Annotated in this window: 19 protein-coding genes and 1 tRNA gene; 13 read left to right on the top strand and 7 right to left on the bottom strand. The window is 67.2% G+C overall.

Features of this window, described 5'->3' with window-relative positions; all coding sequences use genetic code 11:
• Positions 1 to 136: 136 nt before the first annotated feature.
• The 6 genes from ACAM49_RS04200 (at position 137) to phoU (ending at position 6,523) form a co-directional block, all read left to right on the top strand.
• Positions 137 to 209, top strand: a tRNA-Lys gene (locus tag ACAM49_RS04200).
• 134 nt (positions 210 to 343) lie between these two features.
• The gene (locus ACAM49_RS04195) at positions 344 to 934 is read left to right on the top strand and encodes a DUF937 domain-containing protein (protein ID WP_369634115.1); all 591 of its coding nucleotides are present in this window, start codon (positions 344 to 346) and stop codon (positions 932 to 934) included.
• A gap of 209 nt (positions 935 to 1,143) precedes the next feature.
• On the top strand, positions 1,144 to 2,127 hold the full coding sequence (locus ACAM49_RS04190) for an acyl-ACP desaturase (RefSeq protein ID WP_369634114.1): 984 nt from the start codon (positions 1,144 to 1,146) through the stop codon (positions 2,125 to 2,127).
• Between the two features lie 113 nt (positions 2,128 to 2,240).
• Entirely contained in the window at positions 2,241 to 3,386 is a 1,146-nt protein-coding gene (gene dusB / locus ACAM49_RS04185; protein ID WP_369634113.1) for a tRNA dihydrouridine synthase DusB, read from the top strand.
• 243 nt (positions 3,387 to 3,629) lie between these two features.
• Positions 3,630 to 5,741: an LCP family protein gene (locus ACAM49_RS04180; protein WP_369634112.1), complete on the top strand. Its 2,112-nt coding sequence runs from the start codon at positions 3,630 to 3,632 to the stop codon at positions 5,739 to 5,741.
• A gap of 110 nt (positions 5,742 to 5,851) precedes the next feature.
• On the top strand, positions 5,852 to 6,523 hold the full coding sequence (gene phoU / locus ACAM49_RS04175) for a phosphate signaling complex protein PhoU (RefSeq protein WP_040803512.1): 672 nt from the start codon (positions 5,852 to 5,854) through the stop codon (positions 6,521 to 6,523).
• A 76-nt stretch (positions 6,524 to 6,599) separates the two neighbouring features.
• Here the strand turns inward: phoU and ACAM49_RS04170 are convergent, their stop codons facing one another.
• The 7 genes from ACAM49_RS04170 to ACAM49_RS04140 all read right to left on the bottom strand — a co-directional run bounded on the left by ACAM49_RS04170 (position 6,600) and on the right by ACAM49_RS04140 (position 14,180).
• Entirely contained in the window at positions 6,600 to 8,216 is a 1,617-nt protein-coding gene (locus ACAM49_RS04170) for an MFS transporter (protein WP_369634111.1), read from the bottom strand.
• A 183-nt stretch (positions 8,217 to 8,399) separates the two neighbouring features.
• A complete protein-coding gene (pstB, locus tag ACAM49_RS04165) occupies positions 8,400 to 9,176 on the bottom strand; it encodes a phosphate ABC transporter ATP-binding protein PstB (protein WP_369634110.1) in 777 nt (258 codons plus the stop codon).
• 12 nt (positions 9,177 to 9,188) lie between these two features.
• Entirely contained in the window at positions 9,189 to 10,088 is a 900-nt protein-coding gene (gene pstA, locus ACAM49_RS04160; RefSeq protein WP_369634109.1) for a phosphate ABC transporter permease PstA, read from the bottom strand.
• The gene (gene pstC / locus ACAM49_RS04155) at positions 10,085 to 11,056 is read right to left on the bottom strand and encodes a phosphate ABC transporter permease subunit PstC (RefSeq protein WP_369634108.1); all 972 of its coding nucleotides are present in this window, start codon (positions 11,054 to 11,056) and stop codon (positions 10,085 to 10,087) included. Before pstC ends, pstA begins: the two co-directional genes overlap by 4 nt.
• A 114-nt stretch (positions 11,057 to 11,170) precedes the next feature.
• On the bottom strand, positions 11,171 to 12,289 hold the full coding sequence (pstS, locus tag ACAM49_RS04150; RefSeq protein WP_369634107.1) for a phosphate ABC transporter substrate-binding protein PstS: 1,119 nt from the start codon (positions 12,287 to 12,289) through the stop codon (positions 11,171 to 11,173).
• A gap of 230 nt (positions 12,290 to 12,519) precedes the next feature.
• Positions 12,520 to 13,416, bottom strand: a complete 897-nt coding sequence (gene mshD, locus ACAM49_RS04145; protein ID WP_369634106.1) for a mycothiol synthase — start codon at positions 13,414 to 13,416, stop codon at positions 12,520 to 12,522.
• Positions 13,416 to 14,180 carry a winged-helix domain-containing protein gene (locus ACAM49_RS04140; protein ID WP_369634105.1) on the bottom strand — a complete coding sequence of 255 codons (765 nt, stop codon included), beginning with the start codon at positions 14,178 to 14,180 and terminating at the stop codon, positions 13,416 to 13,418. The genes mshD and ACAM49_RS04140 overlap by 1 nt, the downstream gene beginning before the upstream one ends.
• A gap of 265 nt (positions 14,181 to 14,445) precedes the next feature.
• Between ACAM49_RS04140 and ACAM49_RS04135 the strand changes: the two genes are divergently transcribed.
• From ACAM49_RS04135 to ACAM49_RS04105, 7 genes are all read left to right on the top strand, one after another.
• Positions 14,446 to 15,339, top strand: a complete 894-nt coding sequence (locus tag ACAM49_RS04135; RefSeq protein WP_369634104.1) for an LmeA family phospholipid-binding protein — start codon at positions 14,446 to 14,448, stop codon at positions 15,337 to 15,339.
• Positions 15,336 to 15,839, top strand: a complete 504-nt coding sequence (locus tag ACAM49_RS04130) for a thioredoxin family protein (protein ID WP_369634103.1) — start codon at positions 15,336 to 15,338, stop codon at positions 15,837 to 15,839. Before ACAM49_RS04135 ends, ACAM49_RS04130 begins: the two co-directional genes overlap by 4 nt.
• A gap of 255 nt (positions 15,840 to 16,094) precedes the next feature.
• On the top strand, positions 16,095 to 16,589 hold the full coding sequence (locus tag ACAM49_RS04125) for a DUF4395 domain-containing protein (RefSeq protein ID WP_369634102.1): 495 nt from the start codon (positions 16,095 to 16,097) through the stop codon (positions 16,587 to 16,589).
• A gap of 58 nt (positions 16,590 to 16,647) precedes the next feature.
• Positions 16,648 to 17,481, top strand: a complete 834-nt coding sequence (locus ACAM49_RS04120; RefSeq protein ID WP_369634101.1) for a sulfurtransferase — start codon at positions 16,648 to 16,650, stop codon at positions 17,479 to 17,481.
• Positions 17,482 to 17,486: 5 nt separating this feature from the next.
• A complete protein-coding gene (locus tag ACAM49_RS04115; protein WP_213558221.1) occupies positions 17,487 to 17,792 on the top strand; it encodes a DUF1416 domain-containing protein in 306 nt (101 codons plus the stop codon).
• Between the two features lie 269 nt (positions 17,793 to 18,061).
• Complete coding sequence (locus ACAM49_RS04110; protein ID WP_369634118.1) at positions 18,062 to 18,736, top strand: FABP family protein; 675 nt, start codon at positions 18,062 to 18,064, stop codon at positions 18,734 to 18,736.
• A 62-nt stretch (positions 18,737 to 18,798) separates the two neighbouring features.
• Positions 18,799 to 19,491: a hypothetical protein gene (locus tag ACAM49_RS04105; protein ID WP_369634100.1), complete on the top strand. Its 693-nt coding sequence runs from the start codon at positions 18,799 to 18,801 to the stop codon at positions 19,489 to 19,491.
• Positions 19,492 to 19,570: the final 79 nt, after the last annotated feature.

Below are 19,570 nucleotides of genomic sequence, written 5' to 3'. Positions count from 1 at the left end.
CCCCCGCCCCGCCCCGGCAGGCGCCGCGCGAGCCGCAGCGAAACCATCATGACCTGCGCAAATGCCATCTGCCAGACCACAATCGGATACTCGTTTAACAGTTACGGGGTCCGCCCATTAAACTGACGTCCCGCACGCCCCTATAGCTCAGTTGGTAGAGCTACGGACTTTTAATCCGCAGGTCCCAGGTTCGAGCCCTGGTGGGGGCACGCGCATGCGAAGGGCCCGGAATCATACGCCGGGCCCTTCGCCACATCCGCGAATCTGTGGCAATCTGTCCGGATTTCACCTACCGTGACCTGAGTAGAGCTTTTCCCGGGCACCATCACCACAGGCGGAGTTCATGACTTCCTTCGATGACCTGCTCTCCAACATTCCCGTCGCCCAGATCGCCGACAAGCTCGGCGTCGACGAGGCGACCGCCAAGACGGCGATCGGCGCCGCCGTTCCCGTCCTACTCGGTGGATTCCAGGCACAGGCGAGCAACCCGGATACCGGCCTGAATCTGGAGAACGAAGTCGCCAACCAGCCACACGCTCTACTCGACGGCGGTGTCGACATCGATCAGGTGGACACGAACAACGGCAGCCAGATCGTCGATCAGACCTTCGGCGCCGAGAAGAACACGGTGATCAGCGCTCTCGGCAATGTCGGCGGCAGTGCCATCAGCCAGGATCTGATGGGCAAGCTGCTCCCGATGCTCGCGCCGATCGTGCTGGCCTACCTGGGTAAGAAGGCGCTCGGCGGCGGAGGCGGCGGCGCGGCCGCCGAATCTTCCGGCGGCGGCATCGGCGACATCCTCGGTAGCCTGCTCGGTGGGGCCACCGGTGGAAACAAGAGCGGCGGCCTGGGCGACATCCTGGGCAAGGCCATGGGCCAGAACGCAGGCAACGTACTCGGCAATGTGCTGGGCGGTTTGCTGGGCAAGAAGTGATCTCGCATCGAATGGCGATGCGCGGCTAACGAACTGCGGCCCACGGCGATGTATCCGTCGCTGTGGGCCGTCGTCTTATGACATCCCTCACCAACACCGCAATGGTGCGCATGTGAGTTTCACATCACCCTACGGTCACGTAAGGTATGGGCGCGGCGGCAGGCCGGCGAGGGTACGACAGCACGACGCACGATACGAAGGGCATATGTATGGCAAAGGATCTGACTCAACTCGAGCTGCTGACGGAGTTGGAGCCGGTTGCCGAGGAGAACGTCAATCGCCACCTCTCCCTGGCCAAGGAATGGCACCCGCACGACTACGTGCCGTGGGACGAGGGCCGCAACTTCGCCGCCATGGGTGGTGTGGACTGGGATCCGGAGCAGTCGAAACTGAGTGAGGTCGCCAAGGCGGCCATGATCACCAACCTGCTCACCGAGGACAACCTGCCCTCCTACCACCGTGAGATCGCCGAGAACTTCTCGCAGGACGGCGCCTGGGGCACCTGGGTCGGCCGTTGGACCGCCGAGGAGAACCGGCACGGCATCGTGATGCGCGACTACCTGGTCGTCACCCGCGGCGTGGACCCGGTCGCGCTCGAGCAGGCCCGCATGATCCACATGACCAACGGATTCGCCTCGCCCACCGAGCAACTCGAGCAGGTGGGCAATGCCGGATTCCTCTACTCCGTGGCATACGTGACCTTCCAGGAGCTGGCCACCCGCGTCAGCCACCGCAACACCGGCAAGGTCTGCGACGACCCGATCGCTGACCGCATGCTGCAGCGCATCGCCGCGGACGAGAACCTGCACATGATCTTCTACCGCAACATGTGCGGTGCGGCCCTGGACCTCTCGCCGGACCAGACCCTCGACGCCATCACCATGATCCTGGAGAACTTCCAGATGCCCGGCGCCGGAATGCCCAACTTCCGCCGCAACGGCGTGCTCATGGCCAAGCACGGCATCTACGACCTGCGCCAGCACCTCGAAGAGGTGGTGAACCCGGTGCTCAAGAAGTGGAAGATCTTCGAGCGCGACGACTTCACCGCGCGCGGCGAGGAGACCCGTGAGCGCCTGGGCCTCTTCCTCGAGAAGCTGGCCAAGGACGTCGACAAGTTCGAGGAGCAGCGCGACCGCATGCTGGCCCGCGAGGCCGCCAAGCGGGAGAAGGAGCTGGCTTCCACCGGCAGCTAGCACCCGCACCCCTTCGAAAAACCGCCGCTCACAGCACACTGTTGCTGTGAGCGGCGGCACTTTCGGCGGGACGCGGCTCTGGCGGCGGATCGGCGGATGAGAGACTGGACGGCGTGACTGCCTCGCTCGCCCCCAAGACCGAGTTGCGGATCGGGCCCTATCCCCTCGATCCGCCGGTCGTGCTGGCCCCCATGGCGGGCATCACCAATGTCGCGTTCCGCACCCTGTGCCGGGAATTCGGCAGTGCCACTTCGCTGTACGTGTGCGAGATGATCACCGCGCGCGCCGTGGTGGAGCGCAACGAGAAGACGCTCAACATGATGGCCTTCGGGCCGGACGAGTCGCCGCGCTCCATGCAGCTCTACGGCGTCGACCCCAAGACCCTCGGCGAGGCCGTGCGCATCATCGTCGGCGAGGGCTGGGCCGATCACATCGATATGAACCTGGGCTGCCCGGTGCGCAAGGTGACCCGCCTCGGCGGCGGCTCCGCACTGCCCTACAAGCGGCGGCTGTTCCGGGAGATCGTGCGCGAAATGGTCTCCGCCGCAGGCGATGTCCCGGTCACCTTCAAGTTCCGCATCGGCATCGACGACGAGCACCACACCTACCTCGACACCGGCCGCATCGCGGAAGCGGAAGGGGCGGCGGCGGTTTCGCTGCACGCCCGCACCGCCGCGCAGCTCTACTCCGGCCAGGCCGACTGGAGCGCCATCGCCCGGCTCAAGGAGACCGTCACCTCCATCCCGGTGCTCGGCAACGGCGACATCTTCACCGCCGACGACGCGCTGCGCATGATGGCCGAAACCGGTTGCGACGGTGTGGTCGTCGGCCGCGGCTGCCTGGGCCGCCCGTGGCTGTTCGGCGAACTCAGCGCCGCCCTGCGCGGCGAGCCGATTCCAGCGGGCCCCACTCTGGGCAAGGTCGGCGAGATCCTCTACCGGCACGCCGCGCTGCTCGTCGAGCACGACGGCGAGGACAAGGCCATGCGCGATATCCGCAAGCACATGGCCTGGTACCTGATGGGCTTCCCGGTGGGTTCGGCGCTGCGGCGCAAGTTCGCCACCGTCACCAGCCTGGCGCAGATCGGCGATCTGGTCGCGCAGCTGGATCCGGAGGTGCCGTTCCCCGAGGACGCGCTCGGCCCGCGCGGGCGGCAGGGCTCACCGCAGACCAAGGTGGCGCTGCCCGATGGCTGGCTCGACGATCCCGAGGACGCGACCGTGCCGACCGCCGCGGACGTCATGCACAGCGGCGGCTGATCCGGCTCGATCCGAACAACGCCCGGCGCAGCTCCACGGTCCTGCGCCGTCGCCCTGGCACACTTTTCTGGGCACCCTGCCCGAGCTCTGCGAGAACACAGTCCGAGTGCGTTTTCCGCCCCGCGCGCGCCCGGACATACCCGAAAAACCGGACCCACCTGCGGTGGACATACGTTCGAGTGGTCCATCGTGGCGAAATCGTTATCATGGCCCTCGGTATCAAGAGCAAAGTGAGGTTCGTTGGTGGGTGACGATCGGTACGGGCGTTCGCCACGGCCCGGAGGTCGCGCCCCCTGGGAGCGCTACCCGGCGGAAGAATCCTCGCTGTCGGTCGATGATTCGGCACAAACCGGACGCCGCTCGCGGCACGCCGACGACGAACCCGCCACCTCCCTCTCGGTCCAGGACCTCGTGGAGCGCGTGGACAGTGAGCGCAGGACGCGCCGCCGTCGCAGCGCCGAAGCCGACAATCCGGACGAACCGACGGCAACTCCGTCCGTCGAGCCCACCAATGGCCACAAAACGGAGGGACCGGTCGGCTCGAAAGCCGTTCCGGCCGCTACCGGAGCACAGCGGGCCGTCCGCGACACCAGCCACCTGCGCCGGGTGGCGAACGCGCCCGGCACCGGCAGCAACCGCATCGTCCCGCGTCCGGTAGCTCCGACGGCCGATCCGGTCACCGAGGAACTACCCCCGATCACCGCGGCCACCCCGCCGCCCCCGATGCCGCCCGCCGAGCGGGCCAAGGCGCTGCTGTCGCGAAGGATCAAGTCGCCCGCCGACTATCCGACCACCGCGCTGCCCGCCGCCGTGGGAACCGAACCGGCCAAACGGATTCCGCCCGCCCGCCGGCGCCGCAACCGGCGGCTGGTGCTGGCCGGGCGCGCCACACTGGCCATGGTCGCGGTCATCGCGCTGCTGGTCACCGGCGGCGGCTGGAGCTATATCCGCGCCAAGGACAACAACTTCCACAACATCTCCGCCATCCAGGACAACAACGACGACGTGGTCGACGTCGGCGGGCAGACCGGCGACGAGAACTTCCTCATCGTCGGCACCGACACCCGCGCGGGCACCAACAGCCAGCTCGGCGCGGGCAGCGTCGACGATGCCGAGGGCGCGCGCTCCGACACCGTCATGCTGGTCAACATTCCGGCCGACCGACAGCGCGTGGTGGCCGTGTCCTTCCCCCGCGACCTGGACGTCACCCGCCCGGACTGCGAGGGCTGGAACAACGACAAGGCCACCTACACCGGCGAGAAGTTCTACGGCGCCGCGGGCGACAAGCTCAATGCCACCTACGCCCTCGGCGGGCCCAAGTGCCTGACCAAGGTGATCACCAAGATGTCCGGACTGAAGATCAACCACTTCGTCGGCATCGACTTCGCCGGGTTCGAGTCCATGGTCGACGTGGTCGGCGGCGTCGAGGTGTGCTCCACCAAGCCGCTGGTCGACGAGGTCCTCGGCACCGTGCTCACCACGCCGGGCAAGCAGGTCGTGAACGGTTCCACCGCACTGGATTACGTGCGCGCCCGCCACGTCTACGGCGAGGAGCGCAGCGACTACGACCGCATCAACCGCCAGCAGCGCTTCCTGTCCTCGCTGCTGCGCAGCGCGCTGTCGAGCAAGGTGCTCTTCGATCCGGGCAAGCTCAACGGCTTCATCGACGCCTTCGCCCAGCACTCCTTCATGGACAACGTCAGCACCAAAGACCTGCTGACCCTGGGCCGTTCGCTGCAGAAGATGCAGGCCGGGAACATCACCTTCCTGACCGTCCCGACCGCGGGCACCACCTCCTACGGCAACGAGATCCCGCGCGAGTCCGATATCAAGGCCATCTTCCGCGCCGTCATCGACGATCAGCCGCTGCCCGGCGAGAAGAAGACCGACACCCCGGCCAGCACCACCAACGCCGCGCCCGCCGCCAAACCCAAACTGACGGCGGTGGATCCGAGCACGGTCTCGCTGCAGGTGTCCAATGGTTCGGGCCAGGCGGGCATCGCCGGCACCACCGCGACCAAGCTGGCCAATCAGGGCTTCCAGATCTACAGCACCGGCAACTACGCCGACGGCGTCTCGGCCAAGACCAAGGTCCGCTACTCCAGCGGGCACGAGGCCGAGGCCGCCACCGTTGCCAGCTCCATCCCGGGCGCGATCCTGGAACCGGCGAGCGGGCTCGGCAGCATTGTCGAGGTGGTGGTGGGCTCCGATTACACCGGCACGGTGAAGGCGCCGACGAGCTTCGGCCAGACGCTGCCCGACACGCCGACCGACGCGGGCGGCCCGAGTGCGGCGCCGGTCACACTCCCGTCTGATCTCGAGCACGTCAACGCCGCCGACGACCTATGTAAGTAGGCCCCGGCCGCACCGGCCGGAACTGCGGCGACTTTGCTGGAACCGAACGGCACCGACGGTTAACCCACAGTTGGTGACTTGGTCAGCGGTGCGCACTAATGTCTTGACCTATGCGTGTCATCTACAACGAACAAATGGCCGAGCTCGCCGATCTGCTCGGCGGCATGGCCGGGCTCGCCGGATCGGCGATGGAGCGGGCCACCCAGTCCCTGCTCACCGCCGATCTCGAGCTCGCCGAACAGGTGATCAGCGAGTACGACCGCATCGCCGAGATGATCACGCTGGCCGAGGAGAAGGCCTTCGCGCTGCTGGCCCTGCAGGCCCCGGTCGCCGGAGATTTGCGGCAGGTGGTCAGCGCCATCCAGATCGTGTCCGATGTGAACCGGATGGGCGTGCTCTCGCTGCATGTCGCCAAGATGACCCGGCGGCGGTTCCCGGCCCACGCCGTGCCGGAGGCGGTCAACAGCTACTTCGCCGAAATGGGCCGCGTCGCCGTCAAGATGGGCGCCACCGCCAAGGAGGTGCTGGAGACCCGCGATCCCGAGCGGGCCGCCAAGCTCACCGACGACGACGAGGCGATGGACGATCTGCGCAAGCACCTGTTCACGCTGATCATGGACCGCGAGTGGGAGTTCGGCGTGCCGGCGGCCGTCGACGTGGCGCTGCTGGGCCGCTACTACGAGCGGTTCGCCGACCACGCCGTCGAGATCGGCCGCCGCGTCGTGTTCCTGGTCACCGGCGTGCTGCCGCCGGACCCGGATTCGGAGAAGGAGAGCATCTAGCTCTCCAGGGCCTCTCAGGGGCAAGCCCCTGAAACCCCAAGGGCCCGGGACGAATCCCGGGCCCCTTCGGCTGCCGTCAGTCCTCGTCGGACTCGCGCCAGCCCATCAAGAACGATTCGCCCTGCTCCACCCGCCACGGAAGTGTCGCGGCCACGATGACCGCGCATACGACCAGTGCGCCGACCGCGATATAGGACGCGGCCTCGGCGCCCTGCATGGCCGCGACCTTCATGGCATGCACCAGATCCGTCTTCGCCTGCGCCAGTAGCGGATTCACCGGCGCCTTCACGACCTCCAGAATGCTGATCGGCGTATTGCTCGCCAGGTCCTTCTGTTTCGCGTTCATGATCTGCGCGGGAATCGCGCCGATCCGATCGGCGATATGACTCGTGTAGACCGAGGTCATCACCGAACCCAGCACCGCCACGCCGAGCGCGCCGCCCACCTCACGGGTGGTGTCGTTGACCGCCGAGCCCGCGCCCGCCTCTTCGACGGGCACCGCGCCCATGATGGATTCGGTGGCCGGACCCTGAACCACCGCGAACCCCAGGCCCATCAGGACCATGGACACCACAACCGGTCCCAGATAAGGGGTTTCGACGGTGGTGCGGCCCGCGATGTACATGGCCACCGCCAGGATCAGCAGCCCGGACACCACCATGGCCGTGGTGCCCACCCGCTGCGCCAGCAGGGTCGCGATGGGCGCGCCGACGCCGACCGCCACCGCGAAAGGCAGTGAGTGGATGCCGAATTCGAGCGGGGACAGCTCCTTCACGCCCTGGAAGTACTGGGTGATCAGGAACAGGAAGCCGAAGGCCGCGAAGTAGGACACCGTGATCGCCAGCGACGGCAGCGCGAAGCGGCGATTGCGGAACAGCCGCATGTTCAGCACCGGAGTCGGCGTGCGCAGCTCCCAGGCCACGAACGCCACCAGCAGGACGGCCGAAACCAGGTAGCCCACAAGGCTTTCGGTGGCCAGCCAGCCGTGCTTGGGCGCCTCGATGATGGACCACACCAGCGCGGTCACACCGGCCAGCGAGAGCACGATGCCGACGCGGTCGAGCCGATCCACGTGGTCCGCCCGCGATTCCGGCACCGTCGCCAGCACCGCCGCGATGGCCACCAGCGCCACCGGCACATTGATCCAGAAGACCGAATGCCAGGAGAAGTACTCCAGCAGCCAGCCGCCGACGGTCGGTCCGACCGCGATGGCGATGCCCGCCATGACCGTCCACAGCGCGATGGCGGCGGCCCGCTCGCGCCGGGCGGTGAAGATATTGGTGATCAGCGCCAGCGTGGCCGGGAAGACCACCGCCGCGAACACGCCCATGCCCGCGCGGGCCGCGATGACCTGCCCGAGCCCGGAGGACAGCGCGCCCGCGGCGGACATGACCGCGACGCCGCTCAATCCGATGATCATGAACAGTCGCCGCCCGTACCGGTCGCCCAGATGCCCCATGGCGAGCAGCAGGCCGGAGAAGGCCAGGGTGAAGGCGTCGACGATCCACTGCAGCCCGCTCATATCGGCCTGCAGCTGCACCGCCATCGATGGCAGGGCGACGTTCACCAGCGTGTTGTCGAGCACCACAAGCAGTTCCGCGAGACAGATGGCGATCAGCGCGCCCACCTTCGCCCGCTGCGACAGCCCTGCCACGGTCCGTCCGGATCCCAGGCTCGCCATTGAGACGGTCATCCGACACCTCCTTACTAAACCGATCGGTTTACCAGCAATGTCAGAGTAACCGTGACGGACGGTTGCACACAATCACCACGGGCCAATATGACGCGCGCCACAAAGCGGCGGCTTACGCGCCATTACCTGCACAAATGAAACGACCCCTGCCAACTGGCAGGGGTCGTAGACGCCGGAGAGTCTTTATCCGAAGCGGCCGGAAATGTAGTCCTCGGTCTGCTTCTGCGACGGGTTGGAGAAGATCTTCTCGGTCTCGTCGATCTCGATGAGCTTGCCGGGCTTGCCCTGCGCCTCCAGGTTGAAGAACGCCGTCTGGTCACTCACGCGCGCGGCCTGCTGCATGTTGTGGGTGACGATGACGATGGTGAACTCCTTCTTCAGCTCGGTGATCAGATCCTCGATCGCGAGCGTGGAGATGGGGTCCAGGGCCGAACACGGCTCGTCCATGAGCAGCACGTCCGGCGACACCGCGATGGCGCGGGCGATGCACAGACGCTGCTGCTGACCACCGGAGAGACCGCCGCCCGGCTTGTCCAGGCGGTCCTTGACCTCGTTCCAGAGGTTGGCGCCGCGCAGCGACTGCTCGGCCACCTCGTCCAGCTTGGCCTTGTTTCGTATGCCCTGCAGCTTCAGCCCGGCCACCACATTGTCGCGAATCGACATGGTGGGGAACGGGTTCGGCCGCTGGAACACCATGCCGATGGTGCGGCGCACGCCGACCGGATCGACCTGGGCGCCGTAGATGTCCTCGCCGTCGAGCAGCACCGCGCCCTCGACGCGGGCCTCGGGGGTCACCTCGTGCATGCGGTTGAGCGCGCGCAGCACGGTGGACTTGCCACAGCCGGACGGGCCGATGAACGCGGTCACGCTGCGCGGCAGCACCGTCAGACCGACATTGGCGACGGCGTGGAACTTGCCGTAGTAGATATTGAGGTCTTTGACGTCAATTCGCTTGGCCATCAGTCTTTCCTTCTATCGGTTCCGCGTCAGCAGCTTGTTGACCACCGCGGCGGCGGCGTAGAGCAGCGCGATGATCAGGATCAGGGTCAGCGCCGCACCCCAGATGCGCTCGCGGCCGGCGGGCTCCGGGTTGGACAGCTCCTGGTACATCAGCAGCGGAAGCGAGGCCATATTGCCGTTGAAGACATCGAAGTTGATGGCCTTCGAGTAGCCCACCAGCACCAGCACCGGCGCCGTCTCACCCATGACGCGGGCGATGGCCAGCAGCATGCCGGAGATCATGCCCGGGGCCGCGGTCGGAATGACGATCCGCACAATGGTTTTCCACTTCGGAATGCCGAGCGCGTAAGAGGCCTCGCGCAATTCGTCGGGAACCAGCTTCAGCATCTCCTCGGTGCTGCGCACCACCACCGGCAGCATGAGCAGCACCAGGGCCAGCGAGACCGCGAAGGCGCTCTGCGGGAAGCCGAGGGTGGCGATCCACAGCGCGAAGATGAACAGCGCGGCCACGATCGAGGGCACACCGGCCAGGATGTCGACCATGAAGGTGGTGGTCTTGGCCAGCCAGCCGCGGCCGTACTCGACCAGGAACACCGCGGCCATGATGCCCAGCGGGATCGCGATGATCGCGGCGATGCCCGACTGCACGATGGTGCCGTAGATGGCGTGGTAGACGCCGCCCGCGTGCGAATCCGGCAGCACGCCGTTCTGCGACTTGGAGAACCAGCCCGAGCGGGTCAGCGCGACCGCGCCCTTCTGGATCACGATGAACAGCACCCACAGCAGCGGGACCAGGGCGATGCCGAAGCACAGCCAGACCACGCCGGTGGCGATGTTGTTCTTGATCCGACGCCCGGTGCTGACGTGCCGGAAGGTCGGCGCCTTGATCGGCTTGTCGAGTGTGGCGGTCATCCGTTCACCTTCCCGCCCGCCGCGAGCCGAGCCAGTGCGTTGACGACGAACGTCAGAGCGAACAACACGAAACCGGCGGCGATATAGGCGCCGGTCGGCAGCTTGGAGCTGAATTCCGAAGCGGCCGAAGCGATCTTGGAGGCGAAGGTGTAGCCGCCGTCGAACAGCGACCAGCTGCCGGCCTTGGCGGAGGTGCGCAGCACGATCAGAACCGCGATGGTCTCACCGAGCGCGCGGCCCAGGCCCAGCATGGAACCGGCGATCACGCCCGAGCGGCCGAACGGCAGCACGGTCATGCGCACGACCTCCCACTTGGTGGCGCCCAGCGCCTGCGCCGCCTCGATGTGCATGCGCGGGGTCAGGCCGAAGACCTCGCGGCTGACCGAGGTGATGATCGGCAGGATCATCACCGCGAGCACCACGCCCGCGGTGAAGATGGTGCCGCCGCCGGCAATGCTGACATTGCCATCGGAGAAGAGGAACAGCCAGCTCAGGTGCTTGTTCAGGAAGTCCTGGAAGGGGCTCAGCTTGGGCGCCACCACCAGGAGTCCCCAGAGACCGAACACGATCGACGGCACCGCCGCCAGCAGATCCACGATGATCGAGAACGGACGCGCCAACGCCTTCGGCGAGTACTGCGTCAGGAACAGCGCGATGCCGACACCGATCGGCACCGCGATCGCGAGCGCGAACAGTGAGCTCAACACCGTGACCATGAACAGGTCCTTGATGCCGAAGCGCAGGTTGTGCTCGTCCCGGACGTTGAACTCGGTGGCGGTGAAGAAGTTCGCCTTGTTCGCCATGATCGAGGGCCAGGCCCGGATCAGCAGGAACAACGCGATCAGGGCGATGGCGGCGACGATGATCCCGCCGGCGGCCGTGGCCGCCGAGCGGAACGCGAACTCCGCGCCGAACTTCTTGGGTGCGCCGCGCCCCGCGGCCGGTTTGGTGCTGGGTTCGGTCGGCATCAGCGCAGTATCCCCCGGCAGTTGGGCACGGTCTTCCCGCGGGTCGGTCGAAACGGACAGACCCGCGGCGGCAGTTTCGTCGTGCACGGTCATCGTGGTTTTTCGATCAGGCGATCAGGAAATGGCGTTGATCGCGGTGGTGAGCTTGGTCTTGAACGCGTCCGGCAGCGGCACGTAGCCCGCGTCCGCCAGACCGGTCTGACCGTTGCCGACGGCCGAGGTCAGGAACGCCTTGACGGCCTTGGCGGTGTCGGCGTCGCTGTACTTCGAGCAGACGATCTCGTAGGTGGCCAGCATGATCGGGTAGGCGCCGCCGACGGCGGGCTTGTAGATCGAGCTGTTGTCCAGCACCAGGTCGTTGCCCTCGCCCTTGACCTTCGCGGCGTCGACGGCCTTGGCGGCGGTCTCGGCGGTCAGCTCGACCGGCTTCGGGTCGTTGGAGGTGGCGGTGGTCAGCACGCGGACCGAGGTCAGCTTCTGCGCCTTGGCGAAGGACCACTCGGTGTAGGTGATGGTGTACTTGGTGTTCGCCACCGCGGCCGAGGTGCCGTCCGAACCCTTGGCGCCCTCGCCGACGCCACCGTTGAAGGACTTGCCCGCGCCCTTGGTGTAGCCACCGGCGGCGGTCAGGTACTTCTGGAAGTTGTCGGTGGTGCCCGACTCGTCGGAGCGGAAGATCACACCGATCTTCTCCGCGGGCAGCTTGTCGGCCTTGTTGGTGTTCAGGGCCTTGATCGCGGTGTCGTTCCAGGTGGTGATGTCACCCGAGAAGATCTTGGCGATGGTCGGCGGGTCGAGCACCAGGTCCTCGATGCCGGGCAGGTTGTAGGCGACCGAGATCGGGCCGAAGACGGCCGGCAGGTTCCAGGCCGGGCTGGCGCAGCGGGCGGCGGCCTTGTCGACCTCACCCTTCTCCGCGTTCAGCGGCGAGTCGGAACCGGCGAAATCGGTCTGGTTGCCGATGAACTCGTTGACGCCGGCGCCGGAGCCCGAGGCGGTGTAATCCAGCTTGGCGCCGCTGCAGTTGGTCTGGTAGGCCGCGACGAAGCGGTCCATCGCGTTCTTCTGGGCGCTGGAGCCGCTCGCCTTCAGCGAGGTCTTGCCACCACAGGCGACGTTGATCTTGCTGGCGCCACCGCCGCCGGCGTTCTCGTCACTGCCACAGGCGGACAGAGTCAGGGCACCGGCCGCGGCCAACACACCGAGCAGGGCGCTGCTGCGCTTGAGATTCACCTATTCCTCCGGGGGAATCACGTTGCACGTCCAACCCCTCAACGGTCGGACGGGCGCTTTCTGGCGGCTGTTCGCTGCGAACTAGCGCACCGGGCAGCGGAATGCGGCCCACTTGCAACGTAGGGGCGCATAGTTGACAGTTGGACCTGGGCAGGTGAACGAGAGATGAACAACCCACCTTGACTGCGGCGTACGAAATGTGACATTAGCCGCACTGTTGCCAATGAGACTCAGGCCGGCGCGGAATAGGCCATATCGATATGGAATCGAGTGAATCCGAGCCTGGTGTAGGTGTGCACCGCGGCCGTGTTGTCACCTTCGGTGTAGAGCAGCACCGCGCCGAGTCCGCGGTCCTTCAGATAGTGCAGACCGGCCAGGGTGAGCAGGCGGCCGAGACCCCGCCCCTGCGCGGCCGGGTCGATGCCGACCACGTAGACCTCGCCGATCGGCGGATTCTCGTCGGAATGCACCTTGGTCCAGTGGAATCCGAGCATGTCGTCGGGCCGAGCCGGGTCGACCGCGATGAAAAGGCCCTTCGGGTCGAACCAGGATTCGGCGCGGCGGGCGTCGATATCGCGCTCGGTCCAGCCGCCCTGTTCGGGATGCCAGGAGAAGGCGGCATTGTTCACGCGCAGCAGTTCGGCGTCGTCGGAAGGCCCGGCGTAGGTGCGCAATTCGAGGCCCTCGGGAATCACCAGCTCAGGTAGCTGAGTGTTCGCCAACTCCAATCGCATTTGCCACAATTCGCGAGAAACAGACAGGCCCAACCGGGCCGCGACGGCCCGCGCGGGCGGCAGATCGCCGTGCGCCCAGACCCGGGCCCCGGGACCGCCCTCGGCCAGCGCCGCGGCCACCAGACCTGCGCCGATACCCTGCCCGCGGGCCTCCGGGTCGACCGCGACCTCGGCCATGGCGGGGTGCTCCCCGTGCGCGGGAACGAGATTCGCGTACCCGGCCACCACGCCGTCACGGATGTCCACCAGATGGCGCGCGGGAGAATCGTTTCCGAGCGACAGCACGGCCTGTTCCGAGACCGGCGCGACGCCGTCGGCGGCGGTGGCCCGATCCAGGACGGCCCGCACCGCCGCGGCGGTCTCGGGAGACGGCCGGTCGGTCCAGGAGAGCATCAGAGAGTGCCGTTCGCCGTGGTGTTCGCGGTGGTCAGTTCGGTGTCGTCGCCCTCGGCGTCGGGGAAGGTGACCGCGTCGCCCTTACCGGCCGAGCGCGCCGGGCGCACCGCCTTGTAGCCGACATTGCGGACCGTGCCGATGAGGGATTCGTATTCGCTGCCGAGCTTGGCGCGCAGCCGTCGCACGTGCACGTCCACGGTGCGGGTGCCGCCGAAGAAGTCGTAGCCCCAGACCTCCTGCAGCAGCTGCGCGCGGGTGAACACCCGACCGGCGTGCTGCGCCAGGTACTTCAGGAGCTCGAACTCCTTGTAGGTCAGGTCGAGCGGGCGTCCGCGCAACCGGGCGGTGTAGGTGCCCTCGTCGATCACCAGCTCACCCAGGGTGATCTTGCCGGTGTTCTCGGGGCTGGCCACGCCGCCGTTGCGGGCCACCAGCAGTCGCAGCCGGGCGTCCAGTTCCGCGGGTCCGGTGCCGGGCAGCAGGATGTCGTCCAGCCCCCAGTCCGCGTTCACGGCGACCAGTCCGCCCTCGGTCAGCACCGCCACCACCGGTACCGAGGAACCGGTGCTGCCCAGCAAACGACACAGGCCGCGCGCGGCGGCCAGGTCGGTGCGGGCGTCGACCAGCGCCACATCGGCGGAACCGGCCTCGAGCAGGGACGCCACCTCGGTCGGTGCGGGTCGCACGTGGTGCGGCAGCAACGACAGCGAGGGCAGCACCGCCTCGGGGTTGGGGTCGGAGGTCAGCAGGAGCAGCTCCATGGGGGCCCTCCATCCCATCTGGCATGTGTGTGGCTACCGCACTGTTCGCCACTACCCCATGCAGGTCATCACAGGTAATCGCTGCCTACATTAGCGTGTCACCGCCGACTCGCTCGTATTCGCGGTAGCCGTCGCTACCGACTGGTCCGGTCCACCGCCTCTTCATTTCCTTTTCACCGGCCCGCGACCTGCCCGTGAGGTTCGATCTCGGTGCCGCATTACCGCGCCCACCGGTTATCGCGCTCCTCCCTACTAGGGTGCAGCTATGCGTTTCCGGAGGCTCCTCATCGGATTGCTCTGCCTGGCAGGGCTGGCCGTGCTGCTCGATTTCGGGGTGGCGGCCTACTCCGAGTACCGGGTGTCACGGCTGCTGCGAACCGGCTCGGACCTGAGCGCCGATCCGGAGATCACCATCCACGAGTCGATCGGCGACCCCTTCGTCCTGCAGGCGCTGGACGGGAAGTACAACAGCTTCGACATCCGCGCCCGCGCCATGCGGCCCGATATCCCCGGCCAGATCACCGTCGAGTCCAATCTGCGCGGCGTGCATCTGTCCATGCGCGATCTGATCGACGGCAATGTGGGCAAGGTCCCGGTCGACGAGGTGCAGGGCGACGTCCGCATCGAGCCGACCGAACTCGGCCGCATCTTCCAGATCCCGGACCTCGAGGTGCTGGGCCCGAGCCTGGACACCGACAATGCCGACGGCTCCGACGATTCCGTGGCCACCGCAGTGGCGACCCGGGCCTCGGTCGTGCTGTTCGGCACCGTGCCGATCGGCCCCGGCGCCGATGCCACGGCGGTCACCGACACCCGGGACGGCAACCGCGACAAGGGCACCAAGAAGGCGAACTCGGTCAAGGTCCACGTGCTGGCCGAGGTGCGGCTCGACGGCGACCAGATCCACATCACCGCGACCGCCATCTCCGGCCGGGATCTGCAGCCCGATCCGGATTCGGTGCTGCCCGGCCAGCAGCGGATCGTCATCCCGGAGCAGGACCGGCCCACGGTGCTGGCCCATTTCACCCGCACCTTCGACATCAAGAACATGCCCTTCGGCCTGACACCCACGAAGATCGTGGCCAGCGGCGGGCAGCTCGTCGTCTCGGGCAAGGCCGTCAACGCGATCGTCGACCTGGATCGGCTGCAGAAGCCGTGATCACCGTCGCGATCCTGGTGGTCATGGTGGTCGCGGCGATCGCCGTGGGAATCCTGGTGCGCCGCAACGAGGGCCGGGTGCGCCACACCGCCGCCCCGGCGAATGACACCGCGGGGTCCGGGAGCGACACCGCCGGGGTCGCGAATCCGCCCGAGCCCGAATCGAATCGGGCGGCGCTGCTGGCCGCGGCCGGAGTGATCCCGGGCCGGCCGACCATCCTGCACTTCTCCGCCGACTGGTGCGGCCCGTGCGCGGCGGTGCGCCGGGTGGTCGCGAGCGTCGTGACCGAATTGTCCGATGCCGAGCGTCCGCCGCTGGATCTCGAGGTCGACATCGACGCCAATCCGGCGCTCGCCCGGGAGCTGAACGTGCTCTCGCTGCCCACCACTTTCGGATTCGATTCTCGAGGATTGGAACGCTTCCGCATCTCGGGCGTTCCGAAGGCCGCGGATCTGCGCAGGTCATTGACGCCTTTGACGATCTCCGAGTCAAGTGAGTGACCAGCATTACGGACCCCGGGTCCAATTTCCCCCGAAAATTGGGTAAACTCCCTCTCGTGCAATCCAACCGCGAGCTGATGCTCACCCGACGCCGCACGGTAGACCTGTGTCGGCTCGGTGGTTGTTGCTGCCTGTGCCGCTAGCCGGTCGGCCTTTCGTATTCCTCTGTCGCCGACCGGATTTGTCCCCGCTGTCGAGAGATCACTTCGATCCTCCGGCGATCTGGCCAATACCCCCATCAGCGCAGGAGTACCCATGTCGAACCCTCATCCGAGCACGCCGCCCGCGGGGCAGGTGGATGTTCGCGGCCCGCGTTTCGCCGCCTGGATCACCACCGCCGTGCTCGCCCTCGTTCTGATCGTCGCCGCCTTCTCCGTCCCCGCCGCCACCGTGCTGCTGGCCTTGCAAGCCATCGTGTTCGGGTTGGGCGCCGCCTACGGTCCGCGCCGCAGCCCTTACGGCCGGATCTACGCCGCCGCCGTCGCGCCCCGCATCGGCGCGCCGACCGAGCTGGAACCCGTTGCGCCGCTGCGGTTCGCGCAGCTGGTGGGCCTGGCCTTCGCGGTGCTGGGCGTCCTCGGCTTCGCGGCGGGCAGTCCGGTGGCGGGCGCGATCTTCACCGGATTCGCGCTGTTCGCGGCCTTCCTGAACGCGGCCTTCGGAATCTGCCTGGGCTGCAAGATCTATCCGCTCGTCGCGCGGTTCCGGTCCTCCGGTGACACCGTGCCGACCTCGAACTCCTCCGTATAACCCACCTCAACCACACGAACGCAACGCCTTCCCACGGCACCGCATCGAAAGGAACAACATGGCTCGCTCCGATGTCCTGGTCTCCGCAGACTGGGTCGAAGAGAACCTGAACACCCCGGGCGTCGTCCTCGTCGAGGTCGACGAGGACACTTCGGCCTACGACCTGGGCCACATCGAGGGCGCCGTGCGTCTCGACTGGAAGAAGGACCTGCAGGACCAGGTTCGCCGCGACTTCGTCAACCAGGAGCAGTTCTCCGCGCTGCTGTCCGAGCGCGGCATCGCCAACGACGACACCGTGGTGCTCTACGGCGGCAACAACAACTGGTTCGCGGCCTACGCCTACTGGTACTTCAAGCTCTACGGCCACCAGGACGTGAAGCTGCTCGACGGCGGCCGCAAGAAGTGGGAGCTGGACGGCCGCCCGCTGGTCAAGGACGTCAAGGTCCGCCCGGCCACCGACTACAAGGCCGGCGCCCAGGACCTGTCCATCCGCGCCTTCCGTGACGAGGTCATCGAGGCCATCGGCACCAAGAACCTGGTCGACGTGCGTTCGCCCGACGAGTTCTCCGGCAAGATCCTGGCCCCGGCCCACCTGCCGCAGGAGCAGTCGCAGCGTCCGGGCCACATCCCGACCGCCATCAACGTCCCGTGGTCCAAGGCCGCGAACGAGGACGGCACCTTCAAGAGCGACGCCGAGCTGGCGGAGATCTACAAGGAGGCCGGTCTGGACGGCGACAAGCTGACCATCGCCTACTGCCGCATCGGCGAGCGTTCCTCGCACACCTGGTTCGTGCTGCAGGAGCTGCTGGGCCACCAGAACGTCAAGAACTACGACGGGTCCTGGACCGAATACGGTTCCCTCGTCGGTGCACCGATCGAGTTGGGAGCGTAATCAATATGTGTGCAGCACCTACCCAGGGACAGGCCATCCCCGCCGGCGTCGACGTCGAGAAGGAGACGGTCATCACCGGCCGCGTCCTGACCGCTGACGGCCAGACCGTCGGTGGCGCGTTCGTCCGCCTGCTGGACGGCAACGGCGACTTCACCGCCGAGGTCGTGGCCTCGGGCACCGGCGACTTCCGCTTCTTCGCCGCACCGGGCACGTGGACTCTGCGCGCCCTGTCGGCGTCCGGCAACGGCACCGCCGAGGTGTCGCCGGAGGGCAACGGCATCCACAACGTGGACGTCACCGTCGCCAAGTAAGGCACGAAACACCAAGAACGGCCCCGGGATTCATGATCCCGGGGCCGTTCTCGTGCGCACCGGATCGGGTTTCCGAGTGTGCGAAAGATTTTCCCGGGGTCGTTTTCACCTGATCTCGCCGGTGGGATTAGACTCCGAGACGTGGTGCTTACCTTCGAGATTCTGCTGGTTCTCGTCTCCGTGCTGATCGCGTGGTTCGGTCTGTACGTCCTCTACCGGCTGTTCACCGAGTCGTGACAGATCCGGCCCACGAGAACATCGATAACGGAGTGGCCAACGGTTCGTCGTCGACGACGCCGATCGTTCGCCACGAGGAGGGCGCTCGACGCTCCGGAGACCAGGCGGTCGCCGAAGCGGTGGAGCGTGCCAAGTCGACCGGGGCGATGAATGTTCCGACGCTCCCGGATCTGCCGTTGCCCGTGGACACCGCGAATCTGCGGCTGGGCCCGGATCTGAGCTCCTCCATGCTCGCGCTGCTGCCGCTGGTCGGCGTGTGGCGCGGTGAGGGCGAGGGCAACGAACCCGATACCGGCGACTACCGCTTCGGTCAGCAGATCATCGTCTCCCATGACGGCGGCGACTACCTGACCTGGGAGGCGCGCTCCTGGAAGCTGGACGCCCAGGGCGAGTACGCGGGTCCGGATCTGCGCGAGAGCGGCTTCTGGCGGGTCGGCATCGACGGCGACGACGAGGTGCTCGAGCTGCTGCTCACCCACTCCTCCGGCATTGTCGAGCTGTTCTACGGCCAGGCGCTCACCCAGTCCTCCTGGGAGCTGGCCACCGACGTGGTGATCCGCAGCCAGTCCGGCATCGTGGTGGGCGGCGCGAAGCGGCTCTACGGCATTGTCGAGGGCGGCGATCTCGGCTACGTCGAGGAGCGCATCGCGGCGGACGGCGCCCTGGAGCCCCGGCTCTCGGCGCGACTGCAGCGCTACATCGGCTGAGACCGGATTTTCACACCGCGGCAACTGATTTCGCCGACCTGTCCGAAACCGGGAGGACTGTCGTGTTCGAGCGGGCGTTGCAGAAGACCGTCGAAATGGTGTTGCGTGGCGGGACCGGGGTACAGGCGCCGCTGGCCTCGAAATATGTGAGTCGGCTGCGTCGCCTGCACCCCGACCGCACGCCCGAGGACATCGCCGGGGGTCTGGAAGCGCGGTACCTGACCGCGGTCACCCTCAGCGGCACCGTCGCCGGGCTGAGCGCCGCCGTGCCGGGCATCGGCACCTTTATCGGACTGGCCGTCAGCGGCGTCGAATCGGTGTTCTTCCTCGAGATGTCCGCGTTGTACGCGGTGGCGACCGGGAGCGTGCACGGCCTCGAATCGGTCTCGCCCAAGCAGCGGCGGGCCCTGGTGGTGGCGGTCGTGCTCGGCGAGAGCGGCACGGAAGTGCTGGGCAAGGGCGCCAGTCAGTCGGCCCGGGACTGGGCGAACGTCGTGGCCGACCGGCTCCCCGTCGTGCGCTCCATGGACAACGCGATGATGAAACGGTTCATCGTGCGATTCCTGGTGCGCCGGGTGATTCTCATGTTCGGCAAGACGCTGCCCGCCGGCCTCGGCGCTGTGATCGGAGCGCTCGGCAACCGGGCGCTGGCCAAGGGCGTGATCGCGAACGCGCACACCACGTTCGGGCCACCGCCCGCGACCTGGTCGGGGGCCGAGGAAGACGTGGCGATCGGCACGGCGGCACGGGGTTAGCGGTGCGGGCGAACCTGCCCCTGAAAAGGGTACGGCCCCCGAGTTGTATCAGCGGAGATGCAACATTCACGCTGATCCG

It is taken from the genome of Nocardia sp. JMUB6875 (assembly GCF_041154655.1).
Taxonomy (GTDB): Bacteria; Actinomycetota; Actinomycetes; order Mycobacteriales; family Mycobacteriaceae; genus Nocardia.
This window is presented reverse-complemented; position numbering and strand designations above follow the sequence as displayed.